This is a genomic window from Opitutus sp. ER46, from assembly GCF_003054705.1.
Classification (GTDB): Bacteria; Verrucomicrobiota; Verrucomicrobiia; order Opitutales; family Opitutaceae; genus ER46.
In genome coordinates, this window is record NZ_QAYX01000024.1 from 409,133 (window position 1) to 426,105 (window position 16,973).

The window sequence follows — 16,973 nt, forward strand, 5'->3', positions numbered from 1 at the left end:
GGCGCCAGCGGCGCTAAGGCGCGCGGAGACTTTCGACGGGGCCGAGGTAGGTGGGCGGCAGGGGCGTGCGATGCAGGACGACCCGCTGCAGGACGAGGCCGGGATCGACCATCCAGATTCGGATCGTGTGCTCGCCGGGAGCGGCGAGCGTGTGCCGGGTGGTCGAGCGGCGGGCGTTGTCGGCCACCACCTTTTCCCATTCCCGGTTGTGGTGCTCGGCGCGGAAGTTGGCGGCCACGAGCGTGACGATCTGCGGCTTCGCGTCGTCGATCGCGACCGCGTAGCGCATCGGGCGGTCGGGCATGAAATTCAGCGTGGGGCTCCACGTCAGCGTGAGCTCCGCGGGGCCGCCAGCGAAGACGTGCGCACGGTATTCAAGCAGTGCTGCGTCCTGGCCGGGCGTGGCCGGCGGCTGGTTGGCCGGCGCCTCGGCGCGCAGCCCGGAAAGCGTGTGACCGTAGTCGGCGATGCGCGTCCAACGGCCGTTGGCCGCCGGCCGGTGGCGCGCGGCGTGTTCCGCCTCGATCGCGACCACGCCGTTGTTCTCGACGAACGCGCCGGCGACGGGCGTCGTGGCGGGCCGGAACGCGCTGACGCCGACCGTGAGGCGGACGGCGCCGCAGCGGAATTCGATGCTGCCCTCGGGGGCGCCCGGCGGGACGGACGGCCAGTCGAGCGAGACCCACAGACGCTGGTCGCCGGTGACCCGGCCTTCGCGGGCGCTGAGCCGGATCCACGGCGCGCTGGGCGTGGCAGTGAAGGTGAACGGCGCGGCGCCGCGGTTGAACAATTCGATGTAGTAGCGCTGCCGGTTGACGGCGTCGAACGTCGGCAGCCGGGGCGCGGTGAGAACGGGCGTGGCGGTGGTGGCGGCGAGCTGCGGCCAGGCGTCCTCGGAGCCCTCGACGGCGAGCGCGGGCGCGGCGGCGGCGGGGACCGGGTGGGTGACGAGCGGGACGGCGTCGAGCGAGTTGCGCGGCGGATCGCGCCACGTGGTGTAGCCGAGGTGCGCCTGGTCCATGAAATGGGCCCAGCGGCCGCCGGCGTACTCGCCGTTGTAATACGCCATCAGATCGAGGTCGGCCTGGAAGAGGCGGCGCGTCTCGGCGGCAAAGTCGTTGGCGCTGGCGCGGCCCTGGCGGGCGTAGAGGGCGTTGCGGCCGGCGGCGACGTAGAGCTCGTTGACGAGGGCGGACGCCTCGGTGGGGAACTGCACGAGCTGGTAGAACGCGTCGCGCTTGGCGGCCGGCAGCGTGGCGGCGAGCGCGCGGGCGCGGGCGGCGAGGGCGTTGAAGTCGGCGACGACGCGCTCGGCCTCGCGCGCGTGCACGAGGCTGTAGGTCGAGGGGGCGAGGAGCTCGGGCTTTCGCCGGCCGTTGAACTTGGCGTAGCCCGCGACGAGGGCGGCGGCTTCCGGGGCGGCGGCGGGGCCGAACTCGCGGGTGGCCCAGGCGCGGAGGAACTCATCGAGGTTGCCGCCGTGCCAGCGGGCGGGGTTCCAGGCGAGGTCGATGAAGAACTCGACCGGCACCTCGTAGCCCTTGAAGTGGCCGGCGTTGACGATCCAGATCCGGTCGGCGCCGTACTGGTGGGCGAGCGCCATCTGGTCCCAGATCTTCGGCAGCGGGTTGGTGTTGAGCCACTGGTAGCTGCGCGGGCCGCCGTGGTAGTCGAAATGGTAATACACGCCCGCGCCGCCCGGGCGCTCGCGCTCCGCCGCGGTGGGCAGCCGCCGCACGTTGCCCCAGTTGTCCTCGGCCCAGAGCAGCGTGACGTCGTCGGGTACGCGCATCCCCGCCTCGTAGTAGTCCTGCACCTCCTTGTAGAGGCACCACAGCTGCGGGACGCGGGCGACGTCGGGCGTGAGTTCCTGGCGGAGGATGTCGCGCTGGCGGGCGACGATATGCTCGAGCAGGTCGCGGTGGGCGTCGGGGCCGCCGGCGGCCATCTCGGTGTCGTTGGCGCCGCGCAGGCCCATGGTGATGATGCTTTCGAATGCGCGGTTGCGGCGGATGCCCTCGCGCCAGAAATCCTCGAGCAGCGCGGGGTGCTGGGCGTAGTTCCAGTGGCCGATCGTGGCCTTGTGGCGGCGGTCCCACTCCATTTGCGAGCGGAGCATTGGCTCCTGGTGCGAGGTGCCCATCACGATGCCGTACTCGTCGGCGAGGGCGGCGTTGGCGGAATCGTCCTCGTTGAACGCGTTGTCCCACATCGCCGGCCAGAGATAGTTGCCGCGCAGGCGGAGCAGGACCTCGAAGATCGTGGCGTAGAACTCGCGGCCGTAGTTGGCGATGCCCGGCGGGACGGGCGGCTTGTCGCGCACGGGCGCGTCGCCGTATTTCGCGCGGACCCAGTTGGTGAGCGCCGGCGCCTCGTCGTTGAGGAAGATGCCGCGGTAGCGAACGGCCGGCGGCCCCTGCACAAAACGCGGCGGCGCCACGTACAACGCATCGTGGCGGTCGGGCGTGACGTCCGCCCACCAGTACCACGGGGAGACGCCGATCTGGGCGGACAAGTCGTAGGTGCCGTAGATCGCGCCCCGCTTGTCGCTGCCGACGATGACGAGCGCGCGGGCGACGCCGGGGAACGGCTGCTCGATCACCTGGCGGACCCAGGATTCCCAGCGCCCGCGGATGGGAGAAACGTCCAGCTTCCCGGCGCGCACGAGCTCGTCGATCCAGGCGGCGCGTCCGAGTGTGCCCACGAGCACGACGTCGCCGGAGGCGCTGGTGGGGGCGCCGACGGTCAGCGTGGGCGTGCGGGTGGTGACGCGGCGGATATCGGCCTGGAGATCGCGGGCGACCCGGATTACGCCCGGCCAGTCCTCGGCGGCGACGACGATCCCGGCCGTGGCGTCGGTGGTGGCCAGGGCGAAGGCGCCTTCGGCCGGGGCAAAGCTGACGTACGCCGGCTCGCCGACCACGGCCCGCAGCGGCGCCGCGATCACGAGCGTTGCCAGCAGGACGCCGGCGAGTTGCAGGCCCGCGGTCCACCGACGCGAAAAGGCGGCTCGCGGTGTGCGCAGCGGGCGGGCAACGATGGCCGCGCGGCGGCAGGCAGCGAGAAAGCGACGGGTGATGCGGGACATCGGGATTCTGGGCTGACCGCGCGAACACGGGCCGGCCGGGTGGACACGATGAAACCCGTGGGAGGGAAGGCGAAGCCCGCGCTCCTCAGACTTCTGAGCGGTTTTCGCTCACGCGAAAACCGAAGGAGCAGGAGGGGACGATGGGTGCAATTATTACTATATAATGGGCAATTGGTTAGGTGATAATGTCCAGATACTCGGATAATGTCCGGATACTCGCGGGAATAATGTCCAGATACTCCGGACGCAGCGGAGGCGGTCAGGGGCCGGGCTGAAGAGGGGGCGGTCGCCCTTGCGACGCCTGGTTAGCGGAGAGTGAGGGTGGCTTCGACCGGAGCGGCGGCGCCCAGGGCCTGGGCGCGGGGACCGGGAGAGGCGGAGCCGACGACGACGCGGTACGCGCCGGGAGCCCAGACGCGTTCGCCGGCGGCATTGACCTGCTGGAAGGCGTCGGCGGGCAGGGTGAACTCGACGGCGGTGCAGCCGCGGGCGGAGACGAGGACCTTGCGGAAGGCGACGAGCGTGGCGCGGGGGGCGTCGGGCCAGCCGGCGGGCGGCAGCACATAGCACTGCACGGTCTCAAGCGCGTCGCGGTCGCTCTCGTTGGCGACGGCCGTGCGGATCGTCAGCGCCTCGCCGGCGCGGAGCTCGCGGGTGCTGGTCGTGAGCGGGTCGTAGCGGAAAGATGCATACGTGAGGCCGAAGCCGAACGGGTAGAGCGGCTCGACGGTGGCGAAGCGGTACGTGCGCCCCTGCATGCGGTAATCGTTGAAGGCCGGGAGGTCGGCGGTGCGCTTGGGCACGGTGACCGGCATCTTGCCGCTGGGCGCGGCGGCGCCGAAGAGGACGTCGGCCACGGCGCGGCCGCCCTCGCAGCCGGGGTACCAGACTTGGATGACGGCGTCGCAGAGCTCGTGCTCCTCGGGAATGGCGATGGCGCTGCCGCCGGTGAGCACGAGGACGAGCTTCTTGGAGTGCCGGCGCAGTTCGCGGAGGAAGGCGCGCTGGATCTCGGGGAGCTCGATGACGGCGCGGTCGCCGCCGGAGAGGGAGCCGACGGCGTCGCCCTCCTCTCCCTCGAGGGTCGGGTCGAGGCCGAGGACGGCGATGGTGACCTCGGCGACGTCGGCGACGCCGAACGTGTAGTTGAGGCCGGGCGCGGGCTGGTGGACCATCGGGCAGCCGGCGCGGTACTCGAGGATGGTGCTGTCGTCCACGGCGGCGGCGATGCCCTCGATGATGGTGATGAGCTGGCCGCTGATGCCGGCGTAGTTGCCGATGAGGGCGTCGACGTTGGACGCGGCGGGGCCGGCGACGAGGAGCGTGGCGGGGTTGCGCCGCAGCGGGAGGAGGCCGCCGGTGTTCTTGAGGAGAACGATGGACTCGGTGGCGGCGCGGCGGGCGAGGGCGCGGTGCTCCGGCGAATCGACGATGCGGGTGGAGGTGCGCGCGTAGGGGACGAGCTCGGGCGGATCGAAGAGGCCGAGCTTGAACTTGGTTGCGAGCAGGCGGCGCAGGGAGGTGTTGATCTCCTCCTCGGTGATCAGGCCCTCGCGGACGGCGAGGACGAGGTCGTTGTAGGTGCAGCCGCAGTTGAGGTCGCAGCCATTGCGCACCGCGAGCGCGGCCGACTCCATGGCGTTGCGCGTGATGTGATGATGGTGGTGGAAGTCGTCGATGGCGCCGCAGTCGCTGACCACGTGGCCCTGGAAGCCCCAGCGCCGGCGGAGGATTTCGCCGAGCAGGAATTTGCTGGCGCAGGCCGGCTCGCCGAGGACGCGGTTGTAGGCGCCCATGACGGTCTCGACGCCGCCGCGCACGAGACGCTCGAAGGCGGGGAGGTAGGTTTCGGCGAGGTCCTTGGGCGTGGGCTGGGCATCGAACTCGTGGCGCTCGCTTTCCGGGCCGCTGTGCACGGCGAAGTGCTTGGCGCAGGCGGCGACCTTGAGGTAGCGCGGGTCCTTGCCCTGGAGCCCGTGCACCACGGCGAGGCCGAGTTCGCTGGTGAGGAACGGATCCTCGCCGAACGTCTCCTGGCCGCGGCCCCAGCGCGGATCGCGGAAGATGTTAATGTTGGGCGTCCAGAACGTGAGCCCCTGGTACTGGCCGTGGCGATTGGCGGCGAGGGCGGCGTGATGCTTGGCGCGGGCCTCGTCGGAAATGGCGGTGGCGACCTGCTCGACGAGGTCGCGATTCCAAGTGGCGCCCAGGCCGATGACCTGCGGGAACACGGTGGCGCGGCCGTTGCGGCCGACGCCGTGGCAGGCCTCGTTCCACCAATTGTACGCGGGGATGCCGAGCCGTTCGACGGCGTTGTTCTCGTGGACGAGCTGGTTGATCTTCTCCGGCAGATTCAGCCGGGCAACGAGGTCGTCGATCCGCGTGGCGATCGGCTGTTGCGGGTCGCGGAACGCGGGCAAAGCGGTGGAGGACGAGGCGGCAGTCATAGAAGTTTATGCAAGGGAGGAGCCGGAGCGGCCCGGCTCGGCGGTATCCGTCGGAAGGGGGAGAATCGCGGTGAACGCGGGCGGCAAACAGGGGCGGTCAGGAGCGGATCTCCGGGCGGGGCGGATCGGCCGGGTGTCGAGCGCCATTGCTGCGGAACGACTCCGGGCGTCGCAAAGCGTTGCTCCGTCTAACAGTAGTTCCTCGGGGGCGGGCAGGCGTGCGAGCGCGCCGGGCGGACGGGCGCGGGGCCGGCTTCGGGAGCGGCTTTGTCCTCCGGGTTTCTCACCCTTTTTTGACGGAGGCGTCGCCGTGAATGGGGTTGCGACGCTGGAAGGGCTCCGCTTGTGTGCCCGCCATGGCACTGCTCACTTCCGCCCCTTCCGGTCCGGCGCAGACTTCGCCAGCCGCCGCGGCGAAAAAGACGGGCAGTGTGCGGGCCGCGCAGGCGCTCGCGAAGCAGAAGGCGATCGAGCGCAAGGCGAAGACCTACAAGCTTCCGCTCGGCGAACTGGCGATGTTCACGCAGCAGCTGGCCTCGCTGCTCACCGCCGGTCTTCCCCTCGTGCAGTGCCTCGAGGCGCTGCAGGACCAGACGGAGGATCCCTACTTCCGGATCGTGATCCGCGACGTGCGGCTCGATATCTCGCAGGGCAATTCCTTCTCCTCGGCGGTGAAGAAGTTTCCCAACTCGTTCAATACGCTGTTCGTCTCGATGGTCGAGGCGGGCGAGGCGAGCGGCGGGCTCGCGGAGATTCTCGGCAAGGTCGCGAGCTACTTCGAGTCGACGGTCAAGCTGACGAAGAAGGTGAAGTCGGCGATGACGTACCCGATCGCCGTTATCGGCCTCGCGATCGGCCTGGTGAACGTGCTGCTGATCTTCGTCATCCCGGTGTTCGCCGCGATGTTTGCCGACTTCGGCGCGAAACTCCCGGCGCCGACCCAGTTCCTGATCGACCTGAGCAACTTCCTGAAGTCGTGGTGGTGGGCGATTGGCCTCACGTGCTATGCGGTTTACTGGGTGGGCAACAAGTTCGTGAAGACGCCGAACGGCCGCCGCATCAAGGACAACTTCCTCGTGAAGGCGCCCATCTTCGGCAACCTCGTCCACAAGATCGCGCTCTCCCGTTTCTGCCGCACGTACGCGACGCTCATCCGCTCCGGCGTGCCCATCCTGCGCACGCTCGAGATCGTCTCCGCCGCGAGCGGCAAGGTGCAGATCGAGGACGCCTGCGAGCAGATCGCCAAGCATGTCAGCCAGGGTGGCCAGGTCTCCGAGGTGCTCGCCGCCAATCCCTTCTTCCCGCCGATGATGAAGCACATGGTCAAGGCGGGTGAGTCCACGGGCAACGTGGACGGCATGATGAACAAGATCGCGGACTTCTACGACGTGGAGTGCGAGGCGACGGTGGCGGCGCTCACGTCGCTGATCGAGCCGATGCTCATCGTTTTCCTCGGCGTGGTCGTCGGCGGCATCGTCATGGCGATGTTCCTGCCGATCTTCCAACTGGGCGCGGTCGCCGGCGGCGTGAAATAACGTGCGTCGCCCTCGTTGACATCACGCTCCGAGTTCCGGAACGTTCGCGCTCTTCGTCCTCTGCTTCATGCCTTCCGTTCTCATCGTCGACGACCTCGTCTCGATTCACGAGATGCTGGAAGCCGTCATCCAACCCACGGGCTTCGCCACCTCCTTCGCCACGGATGGCGAGAAGGCGCTCGTGCGCTACAAGGCGGAGAAGCACGACCTGGTGCTGGCGGACATCGACATGAAGCCGATGGACGGGATCACGCTGCTGAAGCAGTTGAAGATCTACGATCCGAGCGCCGTGGTGATCATCATGACGGCCTACGCGTCGACGGAGAGCGCGATCCAGGCGCTGAAGTTCGGCGCGTTCGACTACCTGCAGAAACCGTTCCGGGTGGACGAGTTGATTGCCACGCTGCGGCGGGGGCTCGAGTTCCGAAAATTCCAGGCCGAGCGCGCGACGCTCGGCGCGGCGCAGGGCGTGAAGACCGCGGACGTCGAGTCGCGCCTGATCGGGAAGAGCACGAAGCTCACGAAGCTCATCGCACAGGTGAAGAAGCTCGCGACCGTCCGTACGCCGGTGCTCCTGGTGGGCGAGAACGGGACGGGCAAGGCCGCGGTGGCCGAGATCCTGCACGCCGCGAGCGGCGCGCCGGAGACGGCGTTCCTCCGCGTCGATTGTTCGCTGAGCTCGGAATCCCATTTTCGCGAGGGACTGCTCGGGCAGAACGGCGAGGGCGGCACGTGGGTGAAGCAGGCGAAGGGCGGAACGCTCTTCCTCCAGCACCTCCAGTGTCTCACGCCGCCGGTGCAGAAGGAACTGGTCAGCGTGCTGCGCAACACCGCGCACGGTTTCCGGCTGATCGGCACCACGACCGAGGACCTCGAGAAGCTGGTCGACGAGGGCAAGTTCCACGACGAGTTGTTCTACCGCGTCGCCTCGCTGCCGGTGCAAATGCCGGCGCTGCGCGATCGGCCGGAGGATATCCCGCTGCTGGTGAAGCACTACACGGCGCAGTCGGCCAATCCGCTCTTCGAGGCCAACGTCATCGAGTTTACCGACGACGCCATGGCGGTGCTCACGGCTTACCACTGGCCCGGCAATCTGACCGAGCTGCACCAGGTCATCACCAAGATGACCGGCACGACGGAGTCCCGTGTCATAACCTCGCAGCAGCTGCCGTTGCGGCTGCGGGAACTGAAGCACTGGCCGGCGTTGAACGAGTACCTGGCGGGTCAGCAGAAGCAGTACATCGCGATGGTGCTGCATGCCAGCCACGGCGATAAAGACGCAGCTGCCAAGGTGTTGGGTATTGACCCTTCGAAGCTCGGTTGAGCGTGGTGTCCGAGTGCGGGCGCGAGCCGAAACGCAGTTGATGCGAGCCAGTTGAGCGGGTGGGGCGCCGGGCGTTTCCCGGCGGGTTGGTGGGCGCTTTCCCGCTTGCCGAGTGTTGGTGCCGCCGCAACCCTCGCCGAAATCTACGCTCATGCCCAAACGCTCCGACCTGAAGACCATCTTGATCATCGGTGCTGGCCCCATCGTCATCGGCCAGGCTTGCGAATTCGACTACTCAGGCACCCAGGCCTGCAAGGCGCTGCGGGAGGAGGGCTATCGCGTGGTGTTGGTGAACTCGAATCCGGCGACGATCATGACGGATCCGGAGTTCGCGGATGTAACTTATATTGAGCCGCTTACGGTTGCGTTTCTGGAGCGGATCATCGCGGCGGAGCGCCCCGACGCGCTGCTGCCGACGTTGGGTGGCCAGACCGCGCTCAACCTGTCGATGGAACTGCACAAGCAGGGTATCCTCGAGAAGTACGGCGTGGAGATGATCGGCGCGAAGCCGGCGGCGATCGCGAAGGGCGAGGACCGGGAGCTGTTCAAGCAGGCGATGCTGAAGATCGGCTTGGATGTGGCACGTTCGCGGACGGTGAAGTCGATGGCCGAGGCGCTGGCCGCGGCCGATGAACTGGCGATGTTCCCGCTGATCATCCGCCCGTCCTTCACGCTCGGCGGTTCGGGCGGCGGCATCGCGTACAACAAGGAGGAGTTCGACCAGATCGTGGCGAATGGCCTCGAGCTTTCACCGGTGCACGAGGTGCTCGTGGAAGAGTGCCTGCTGGGGTGGAAGGAGTACGAGATGGAGGTGATGCGCGACCACAAGGACCAGTGCGTCGTGATCTGCTCGATCGAGAATTTTGACCCGATGGGCGTCCACACCGGCGACTCGATCACGGTGGCGCCGGCGATGACCCTGACGGACAAGGAGTATCAGATCATGCGCGACGCGTCCTTCGCGGTGATCCGCGAGATCGGCGTCGAGACCGGCGGTTCGAACATCCAGTTTTCCGTCGACCCCGAGACCGGCCGCATGGTGGTGATCGAGATGAACCCGCGCGTGTCGCGGTCCTCGGCGCTGGCGTCGAAGGCCACCGGCTTCCCGATCGCGAAGATCGCGGCGAAGCTGGCGGTCGGTTACACGCTCGACGAGCTCCGCAACGACATCACCCGCCTGACGCCTGCGAGCTTCGAGCCGACGATTGACTACGTGGTGACGAAGATCCCGCGGTTCACCTTCGAGAAGTTCCCGGACGCCGACGCCACCTTGACCTCCGCGATGAAGTCGGTGGGCGAGGCGATGGCGATCGGCCGGACCTTCAAGGAGTCGCTGCAGAAGTGCCTGCGCTCGCTCGAGACCGGGGCGCGCGGATTTGGCGGCGGCCGCAACGGCGGGGACGAGCCGGTGGAGGAGAAGGTGATCAACGCGAAGCTCGGCACGCCGAACGCGGAGCGGATCTTCTACATCCGGCACGCGTTCCGGGCGGGCTACACGGTCGAGCACATCTTCGACCTGACGAAGATCGATCCCTGGTTCCTGCATCAGCTCCGCGAGATCTGGGAGATGGAGGAGGCGCTACGCCGCGAGACGCTGGCGACGATCACGCCCGAAGCGTTCCGGCGCGCGAAGCAATTCGGCTTCGCCGACGCCCAGCTGGCGCACCTGCTGAAGAGCGACCTCGCGACGGTGCGGGCGGAGCGCAAGGCGCGCGGCATCCATACCACGTACCGGCTGGTGGATACCTGCGCGGCGGAGTTCGAGGCGTTCACGCCGTATTACTATTCCAGTTACGGCGACGAGAACGAGATCATGCCGCCGAGCGGCAAGCAGAAGATCATGATCCTCGGCGGCGGCCCGAACCGGATCGGCCAGGGCATTGAGTTCGATTATTGCTGCGTGCACGCGAGCTTCGCGCTCCGCGAGCTCGGCTATGAGAGCGTGATGGTGAACTCGAACCCCGAGACCGTCTCGACCGACTACGACACCAGCGACCGCCTGTATTTCGAGCCGCTCACGCTCGAGGACGTGCTGGAAATCTACCAGCAGGAGAAGTGCGACGGCGTGATCGTGCAGTTCGGCGGGCAGACCCCGCTCAACCTCGCGACCGCGCTGAAGGCCAATGGCGTCAACATCATCGGCACCTCGCCGGAGAGCATCGAGATTGCGGAGGACCGGAAGCTGTTCGCGGCGATCCTGCAGAAGCTGAAGCTGAAGCAGCCCGACAACCGCACCGCCCTGAGCGAGGCCGAGGCGATCACGTCGGCGGGCGAGCTCGGCTACCCGGTGCTGGTCCGGCCCTCCTTCGTGCTGGGCGGGCGCGGCATGTTCATCCTCTACAGCGAGGAGGAGCTGCGCGCCGTCGTGCGCCAGGTGTTCGACGTCATGCCCGGCAAGCCGGTCCTGATCGACAAGTTCCTCGAGGATGCGATCGAGCTCGACGTCGACTGCATCAGCGACGGCGAGGCCGCCGTGATCGGCGGCATGCTCGAGCACATCGAGTACGCCGGCGTGCATTCCGGTGACGCCGCGATGGTGATGCCGCCGCACACGCTGCCGAAGACGATGCTGGCGACGGTGCGGAAGGCGACGTACGAGCTCGCGCGCGAGCTGAAGGTGATCGGCCTGATGAACGTGCAGTTCGCGATCAAGGCCAACGAACTCTACGTGCTGGAGGTGAACCCGCGCGCCTCGCGCACGGTGCCGTTCGTGGCGAAGGCCATCGGCGTGCCGCTGGCGAAGCTGGCCGCGAAGGTGATGACCGGGCGCAAGCTGAAGGACCTCGGCTTCACTCGGGAGAAGAGCCCAAAGCACTGGTGCGTGAAGGAGGCGGTGTTCCCCTTCGTGCGGTTCCCGGGGGCGACGATCGCGCTGGGGCCGGAGATGCGCTCGACCGGCGAGGTGATGGGCCTGGATGAGAACCTCGGCATCGCGTTCGCGAAGGCGCAGGCCGCGGCCAAGCCGGGTCTCCCGACCAAGGGCAACGTGTTCCTCTCGGTGAAGGACAGCGACAAGGCGCGCGGCGTGAAGCTGGCCAAGGCGCTCGAGCAACTCGGGTTCACCATCTATTCCACGAGCGGAACCGCGAAGACGCTGGCGGAGGCCGGCGTGGCGGTGAAGAAGCTCGCGAAGATTCAGGAAGGCCGGCCGAACGCGATCGACCTGATCAAGAACGGCCAGATCCAGATGATCATCAACACCCCGGGCGGCATGATCCCGCGCCGGGACGAGAACGCGATCCGCTCCGCAGCTTACGCCCACAACGTGTGCATCATGACCACGATCACGGGCGCCGCCGCGGCGGTGGAAGGCATTCGCGCGCTCAAGGAAGTCCAGGTCGGGGTGCGTCCGCTGCAGAAATACCACGGCACCGGCGTGAACGTGGTGGGTTGAGCGTCCCGCCTGGGACCGGGGCCCGGCTAGGCGGCCGGCGCCCCGCGGAGTTGCCAAAGCCGGTGGCGCGCGTACGCGTAGCGGCATGATTGCGATCCGCATCCATGAAACCGGCGGCATCGAACGGCTGCGCGTTGACGACATCCCCGTGACGGAGCCCGGGCCGGGCGAGATCCGCCTCCGCGTCGAGGCGGCCGGGGTGAACTTCATCGACACGTACCGGCGCAGCGGGCTGTACCCGGTGCCATTGCCGCACGTGCTCGGGCAGGAGGCGGCGGGCATCGTGACCTCGGTCGGCGCGGGCGTGACGACCTTCAAGGTGGGGGACCGCGTGGCGACGGCCGCGGCGCGCGGCGGCTATGCCGAGGAGACGATCGCGGCGGCGGCGCAGGTCGTGCTGGTGCCGGGGGCGATCCGGGCGGACGTCGCGGTGGCTGCGATGGTGCAGGGACTTACCGCGCATTACCTCGCCACCTCGACCTTCCCGTTGCAGGCGGGGCATGCCGCGCTCGTGCATGCGGGGGCGGGCGGCGTGGGGTTGCTGTTGATCCAGATCGCGCGGCGCCGCGGGGCGCGCGTGCTGGCGACGGTCGGCGCGGAGGAAAAGGCGGCGCTGGCGAAGCAGGCGGGCGCGGAGGCGGTGTGCGTTTACACGCGCGAGGATTTCACCGCGGCGGCGCGGGCCTTCACGGGCGGGCGCGGCGTGGACGTCGTCTACGATGGCGTTGGCCGGGCAACGTTCGAAGGCTCGCTCAACAGCCTGCGGCCGCGGGGCCTGATGGTCACGTACGGCAACGCGAGCGGCGCCGTCCCGGACTTCAAGCCGCTGCTGCTCTCGGAGAAGGGCTCGCTGTTCCTGACGCGGCCGAAACTGGCGGAGTATGTCGCCACGCCGGAGGAGTTGCGCGCGCGCAGCGCGGAGCTGTTTCGCTGGATCGAGGCGCGGGACCTGCAGGTGCGGATCGGCGCCTCATTTCCGCTGCGCGCGGCGGGCGAGGCGCACCGCGCGCTCGAGAGCCGGGCGACGACGGGCAAGGTCGTGCTGCGGCCGTAGCCGGCGATGGGCCGGCGCCGCGGAGGGCGGCTAGTCTAGAGCCACCACGCCAGGTCGGGCTGGTGCTTGACCGGGCTGAATTCGATGAAGCGATACGTGGCGACGCCGGCGACGCGGTATGGGTCGACGGCGCAGAAGGCCTCGAGTTCCTCGCGCGTGGAGGCGCGGGCGACGACAATCCCGCCCACGCGCGGCTCCTGCGGACCGGACATGAGGAGCAGTTTCCGGTCGTAGCCGGTCTGCAGGTGGGCGCGATGCTGCGCGAGGTGCTTCTCGATCTCGGCGATCGGCGCGGTGTAGGTGATCTCGATGATGTAGTGTTTCATCTGCGGCGGGTGACTCGGAGGCTGGCGGCGGTGGTGGCGGCGTCGATGCGTTTTTCCGGCGGCGGGCTGACGTACGCCGCGCGTGACAAGCCGGAGCGGACGGCTCTAGCCTGCCGACCTTATGTCCACGTCGTCCGCCACGCTCGTCGCTCTCCTGCACGGTCCGGATCAGCCCGGCCTGGTCGCCCGGGTTGCCGGTTGGATTTTCGCGCGCGGCGGCAACATCCTGCACGCCGACCAGCATCGGGACATGGAGGCGGGCGTGTTTTTCCAGCGCATCGAATGGGTGCCGACCGGGGCGCCGGGCGTGGAGCAGCGGGACACGGAGGACTTTTATGCGTTTGCCGAGTCGCTGGGCATGGAGGCGCAGGTGTCGGTCTCGACGCACCGGCCCCGCGTGGCGGTCTTCGTATCGAAGGCCGACCATTGTTTCCATGATCTGGTGCTGCGCTGGAAGGCGGGGGATTTCGCGTGCGACCTCGTCGCGGTCGTGAGCAACCACACCGACCTGGCGGCGGCGGCGCAGGGCTACGGCCTAACGTTTTACCACCTGCCGGTGACGGCGGCGAACAAGCCCGAGGGCGAGGCGCGGCAGTTGGCGCTGCTGAAGGAGCTGAAGGTCGACCTGGTGGTGCTGGCTCGGTACATGCAGGTGCTGTCGGCGGACTTTCTCGATCAGGTCGGTTGCCCCGTGATCAACATTCACCACTCGTTCCTGCCGGCGTTTGCGGGCGGCAAACCGTATCACCAGGCGCATGCGCGCGGGGTGAAGCTCATCGGGGCGACGGCCCACTACGCCACCCGCGACCTCGACGAAGGCCCGATCATTCATCAGGACGTCGCCCGCGTGACGCATCGTCACGGCGTGGAGGACCTGGTCCGCAAGGGTCGCGATCTCGAGCGTATCGTGCTCGCGCAGGCCGTGCGCTGGCACCTGGCCAGCCGCGTGCTCGTGTACGGCAACAAGACCGTGGTGTTCGATTGAGCGGCGCCGGACCGCGACCGTGACGTGTGTCGGTCAGCGGCCACGGCACGCTGGAGCGCAACCGCGAGCGCATCCAAGCGCGTGGCGGCACGGGCGACGCCGGGTTCAGGTTAGCCCCTCAAGGTCGGGGGCGCTCGGCGAGTTCGGCGGGTTCAGAGCGGACGACGGCTGCGACCACGAGCAGGCAGACGACAGCCACGAGGAAGCAGAGGCTGCGAACGAGAGCGAAGATGAGCCGGGCGGCGAGCACGACACTCATGACGTGCATCACCGGCTTCGGTTTCCGGCCAACCGGCCGGCGCGGGGATCGACAATAATTTCACAACGATTTCCTGCATGGACACGCAGGGGCGGTTTTGCTCTCGTCCTCGGTTCCAAAGCAAAATACCGCCACGCCCATGGCCGCAAATCTCCCTTCCGACTCGAAACCCACTGGCGCCCAGGAAAATCCGGCCAGCACCGTCCCCGCGCTCTCGTTCGAAGAGCAGATGAGCCGTTTCTGGCAGAAGAACCGGACGATGATCCTGGTGCTCTGCGCGGTGATTCTGGTCGCGATCGTCGGCCGTGACGTCTGGGGGTATGTGCAGCGGGCAGGGGAGCGCAAGGTCGAGGCCGCCTTTGTGGCGTCCAATACGCCCGAAAAGCAGCGCGCCTTTATCGCCGAGCATCCGAAGCACACCCTGGCGGCCGTCGCGGAGGTGCAGCTGGCGGACGAGGCCTACAAGGCCGGGAAGTCGGCCGATGCGGTTGCCGGCTATGACCGCGCGATTGCCATTCTCAAGCAGGATCCCCTCGCGGCCCGCGCCCAGCTTGGTCGCGCGCTGGCTCAGGTGCAGGGCGGCAAGGTAGTGGAAGCGATTGCGGGCCTCAAGGCGCTGGCGGACGACGCCGCGCAGTTGAAGGCGGTGCGCACCGAGGCGGCCTATAACCTCGCAAGTCTCGCCGCGGAAGCGGGCAATGCGGCGGACGTGCAGAAGTACATTGACCAGCTCAACCAGATTGACCCGGCGAGCGTGTGGGCCCGTCGGGCGATGCCGCTGCAAGCGGCCTTTGCCAAGCCCGTGGCCCCGGCCACGCCGGCGGCGCCGAAGGCTGATGCTCCGGCCGGCGTGCAGCTGAAGCTGCCGGGCAAGTGAGCTGACGCGAGTTGCTCGAACCCTTTGCGCCCGCCGTCGTGCGGGCGTTTTTTTTGGCGAGAACCGATTGGCGCACGTGGGCCGCGCGCCGACGGGTCCGCCAAAATGGTCGGGGCGGCGAGATTCGAACTCGCGACCTCCTGCTCCCAAAGCAGGCGCTCTACCAGGCTAAGCTACACCCCGAAGAATGCCCCCGAACCTCTGCGGATGGCGGCGGGTGTCAACGACCGTCTGTGGGCACGGGCCAGACGCGGGGTGACGGCGCGACCCGGGCGGGTTCCGCCGGGGGGAGGCGCATGCGCTCGGCGCCGTGCTGGGTAGCCTCCCCATCACAGGGTGGATACGGCGGACAGAGGGCGGCAAAACCTTCGTTTTTCAGGAGTGCGGCGGCGTGGATCCGGTTGATACAGGCGTACAATCTCTTCTTGCGTCCCCTGGGCGTTGGGCTTCTGCTGGGCGCCTTCCTTCCCTTCCATGGACACCATTTCTCGTGAAAACAACAGCATGCTCCCGGTAGGCAGCATTATTGTGGGCGTTGTCGCTCTGCTGCTCGGCGGTTTTGCTCTCGTGCAAGCCTCCAAGGCCAACAAGGCGTTGGCCGATCACCAGGTTAAGATCGATAAGATCGACGGCATCGAGCAGCAGGTTGCGAGCGCCGCGCAGGCCGCGGAGCAGAGCAAGCAGAACATCACGAAGCTGAATCAAGAGACGCAGACCGCGTTCAACACGGTCAGCACGATCATCGGCAATCTCCAGACGTCGGTGACGAAGCTCGAGGAAGCCGCCAAGAAGCCGGCGGTCGCGTCCAAGAAGGGTGGCAGCGGCGCCCCGGCGGTCGCGGGTGACGAGTACATCGTCAAGAGCGGCGACAGTGGCGCGAAGATCGCCCGCGCGCACGGCGTTGCGCTCGCTGATCTGATGTCGGTGAACCCCGGCGTCGAGTGGACCAAGCTGAAGCAGGGTCAGAAGGTCAAGCTGCCGAAGAAATAAGTCGGCCAGGCAAACTTTAAAAAAGCCTCTCGCCTCCGCGGCGGGGGGCTTTTTTGTGCCCGCATGAATCAACCGTCGCTTGGTCCAGCCCGTTGGGAGAAGCTCGGAGTGGAATCGCGGCTGAAAACCCGGGTGTTCGAGGTTACGGGCGTGCAGTACCGGCATGGCCCGCGCGGCACCACCCGCGAGTTCAGCGTTATCCAAGCCCCGGATTGGGTGAATGTGTTGGCGGTGACGCCGGAGGGCCGCTGCGTCCTCGTGCGGCAGTTCAGGTACGGCATCGACGAGTTTTCACTGGAGATCCCAGGTGGCATCATGGAGGCGGGGGAGGATCCGGTGGCGGCGGGGACGCGGGAACTGGTCGAAGAGACCGGGTATAGCGGCACGTCCGCACGATTGCTGGGTAGCGTGCATCCGAATCCGGCCCTGCAGGCGAATCGCTGCCATCTGGTTCTGGTCGAGGATGCGCGCCTGACGCATCCGCTCGGTTGGGACGAGGATGAGGAGATCGAGGTATCGACCATGCCGGTCGATGACGTGTTCGCGCTGGCCCGGCGGGGCGGAATCACGCACAGCATGGTGCTGGACGCCTTCTTCCTGTTTGCGCCCGAATGGGAGGCAATGCGTGTCCGATGTGGCCGCTGAAGCTCCCGCCACGGCTGCGCCGGTCGGTGCCGCCGCCGTTCCTCCACGC

General features: G+C 67.8%; 12 protein-coding genes and 1 tRNA gene. 8 read left to right on the forward strand and 5 right to left on the reverse strand.

Annotated features, from left to right (window positions below; all coding sequences use genetic code 11):
• Positions 1 to 13: 13 nt before the first annotated feature.
• Positions 14 to 3,088, reverse strand: a complete 3,075-nt coding sequence (locus tag DB354_RS17015; protein ID WP_107836833.1) for a glycosyl hydrolase 115 family protein — start codon at positions 3,086 to 3,088, stop codon at positions 14 to 16.
• A 305-nt stretch (positions 3,089 to 3,393) separates the two neighbouring features.
• Entirely contained in the window at positions 3,394 to 5,535 is a 2,142-nt protein-coding gene (locus DB354_RS17020) for a glycoside hydrolase family 3 N-terminal domain-containing protein (RefSeq protein WP_107836834.1), read from the reverse strand.
• Positions 5,536 to 5,891: 356 nt separating this feature from the next.
• Between DB354_RS17020 and DB354_RS17025 the strand changes: the two genes are divergently transcribed.
• The 4 genes from DB354_RS17025 (at position 5,892) to DB354_RS17040 (ending at position 12,842) form a co-directional block, all read left to right on the forward strand.
• Positions 5,892 to 7,070 carry a type II secretion system F family protein gene (locus tag DB354_RS17025; RefSeq protein ID WP_233256674.1) on the forward strand — a complete coding sequence of 393 codons (1,179 nt, stop codon included), beginning with the start codon at positions 5,892 to 5,894 and terminating at the stop codon, positions 7,068 to 7,070.
• Positions 7,071 to 7,137: 67 nt separating this feature from the next.
• Entirely contained in the window at positions 7,138 to 8,394 is a 1,257-nt protein-coding gene (locus DB354_RS17030; RefSeq protein WP_107836836.1) for a response regulator, read from the forward strand.
• A 151-nt stretch (positions 8,395 to 8,545) separates the two neighbouring features.
• Positions 8,546 to 11,788: a carbamoyl-phosphate synthase large subunit gene (carB, locus tag DB354_RS17035; RefSeq protein WP_107836837.1), complete on the forward strand. Its 3,243-nt coding sequence runs from the start codon at positions 8,546 to 8,548 to the stop codon at positions 11,786 to 11,788.
• Between the two features lie 85 nt (positions 11,789 to 11,873).
• The gene (locus DB354_RS17040; RefSeq protein ID WP_107836838.1) at positions 11,874 to 12,842 is read left to right on the forward strand and encodes a quinone oxidoreductase; all 969 of its coding nucleotides are present in this window, start codon (positions 11,874 to 11,876) and stop codon (positions 12,840 to 12,842) included.
• 35 nt (positions 12,843 to 12,877) lie between these two features.
• Here the strand turns inward: DB354_RS17040 and DB354_RS17045 are convergent, their stop codons facing one another.
• On the reverse strand, positions 12,878 to 13,168 hold the full coding sequence (locus tag DB354_RS17045) for a YciI family protein (protein WP_107836839.1): 291 nt from the start codon (positions 13,166 to 13,168) through the stop codon (positions 12,878 to 12,880).
• A 121-nt stretch (positions 13,169 to 13,289) separates the two neighbouring features.
• Between DB354_RS17045 and purU the strand changes: the two genes are divergently transcribed.
• Complete coding sequence (gene purU / locus DB354_RS17050) at positions 13,290 to 14,153, forward strand: formyltetrahydrofolate deformylase (RefSeq protein WP_107836840.1); 864 nt, start codon at positions 13,290 to 13,292, stop codon at positions 14,151 to 14,153.
• Between the two features lie 118 nt (positions 14,154 to 14,271).
• On the opposite strand, the gene DB354_RS22385 is transcribed toward purU, so the two are convergent.
• Complete coding sequence (locus DB354_RS22385) at positions 14,272 to 14,412, reverse strand: hypothetical protein (RefSeq protein ID WP_158277583.1); 141 nt, start codon at positions 14,410 to 14,412, stop codon at positions 14,272 to 14,274.
• Between the two features lie 139 nt (positions 14,413 to 14,551).
• Between DB354_RS22385 and DB354_RS17055 the strand changes: the two genes are divergently transcribed.
• Complete coding sequence (locus tag DB354_RS17055; RefSeq protein WP_107836841.1) at positions 14,552 to 15,289, forward strand: tetratricopeptide repeat protein; 738 nt, start codon at positions 14,552 to 14,554, stop codon at positions 15,287 to 15,289.
• 106 nt (positions 15,290 to 15,395) lie between these two features.
• Here the strand turns inward: DB354_RS17055 and DB354_RS17060 are convergent.
• A tRNA-Pro gene (locus DB354_RS17060) sits at positions 15,396 to 15,472 on the reverse strand.
• Between the two features lie 291 nt (positions 15,473 to 15,763).
• Between DB354_RS17060 and DB354_RS17065 the strand changes: the two genes are divergently transcribed.
• Complete coding sequence (locus DB354_RS17065) at positions 15,764 to 16,279, forward strand: LysM peptidoglycan-binding domain-containing protein (RefSeq protein ID WP_107836842.1); 516 nt, start codon at positions 15,764 to 15,766, stop codon at positions 16,277 to 16,279.
• Positions 16,280 to 16,342: 63 nt separating this feature from the next.
• Positions 16,343 to 16,924 (forward strand): NUDIX hydrolase, encoded by a 582-nt coding sequence (locus DB354_RS17070; RefSeq protein WP_107836843.1) that lies wholly within the window; start codon positions 16,343 to 16,345, stop codon positions 16,922 to 16,924.
• Positions 16,925 to 16,973: the final 49 nt, after the last annotated feature.

Bases quoted from the DNA above. Each gene is read 5' to 3' on its own strand.
- DB354_RS17015 (WP_107836833.1), bottom strand. From the start codon at position 3,088: ATGTCCCGCATCACCCGTCGCTTTCTCGCTGCCTGCCGCCGCGCGGCC.
- DB354_RS17020 (WP_107836834.1), bottom strand. From the start codon at position 5,535: ATGACTGCCGCCTCGTCCTCCACCGCTTTGCCCGCGTTCCGCGACCCG.
- DB354_RS17025 (WP_233256674.1), top strand. From the start codon at position 5,892: ATGGCACTGCTCACTTCCGCCCCTTCCGGTCCGGCGCAGACTTCGCCA.
- DB354_RS17030 (WP_107836836.1), top strand. From the start codon at position 7,138: ATGCCTTCCGTTCTCATCGTCGACGACCTCGTCTCGATTCACGAGATG.
- carB (WP_107836837.1), top strand. From the start codon at position 8,546: ATGCCCAAACGCTCCGACCTGAAGACCATCTTGATCATCGGTGCTGGC.
- DB354_RS17040 (WP_107836838.1), top strand. From the start codon at position 11,874: ATGATTGCGATCCGCATCCATGAAACCGGCGGCATCGAACGGCTGCGC.
- DB354_RS17045 (WP_107836839.1), bottom strand. From the start codon at position 13,168: ATGAAACACTACATCATCGAGATCACCTACACCGCGCCGATCGCCGAG.
- purU (WP_107836840.1), top strand. From the start codon at position 13,290: ATGTCCACGTCGTCCGCCACGCTCGTCGCTCTCCTGCACGGTCCGGAT.
- DB354_RS22385 (WP_158277583.1), bottom strand. From the start codon at position 14,412: ATGAGTGTCGTGCTCGCCGCCCGGCTCATCTTCGCTCTCGTTCGCAGC.
- DB354_RS17055 (WP_107836841.1), top strand. From the start codon at position 14,552: ATGGCCGCAAATCTCCCTTCCGACTCGAAACCCACTGGCGCCCAGGAA.
- DB354_RS17065 (WP_107836842.1), top strand. From the start codon at position 15,764: ATGGACACCATTTCTCGTGAAAACAACAGCATGCTCCCGGTAGGCAGC.
- DB354_RS17070 (WP_107836843.1), top strand. From the start codon at position 16,343: ATGAATCAACCGTCGCTTGGTCCAGCCCGTTGGGAGAAGCTCGGAGTG.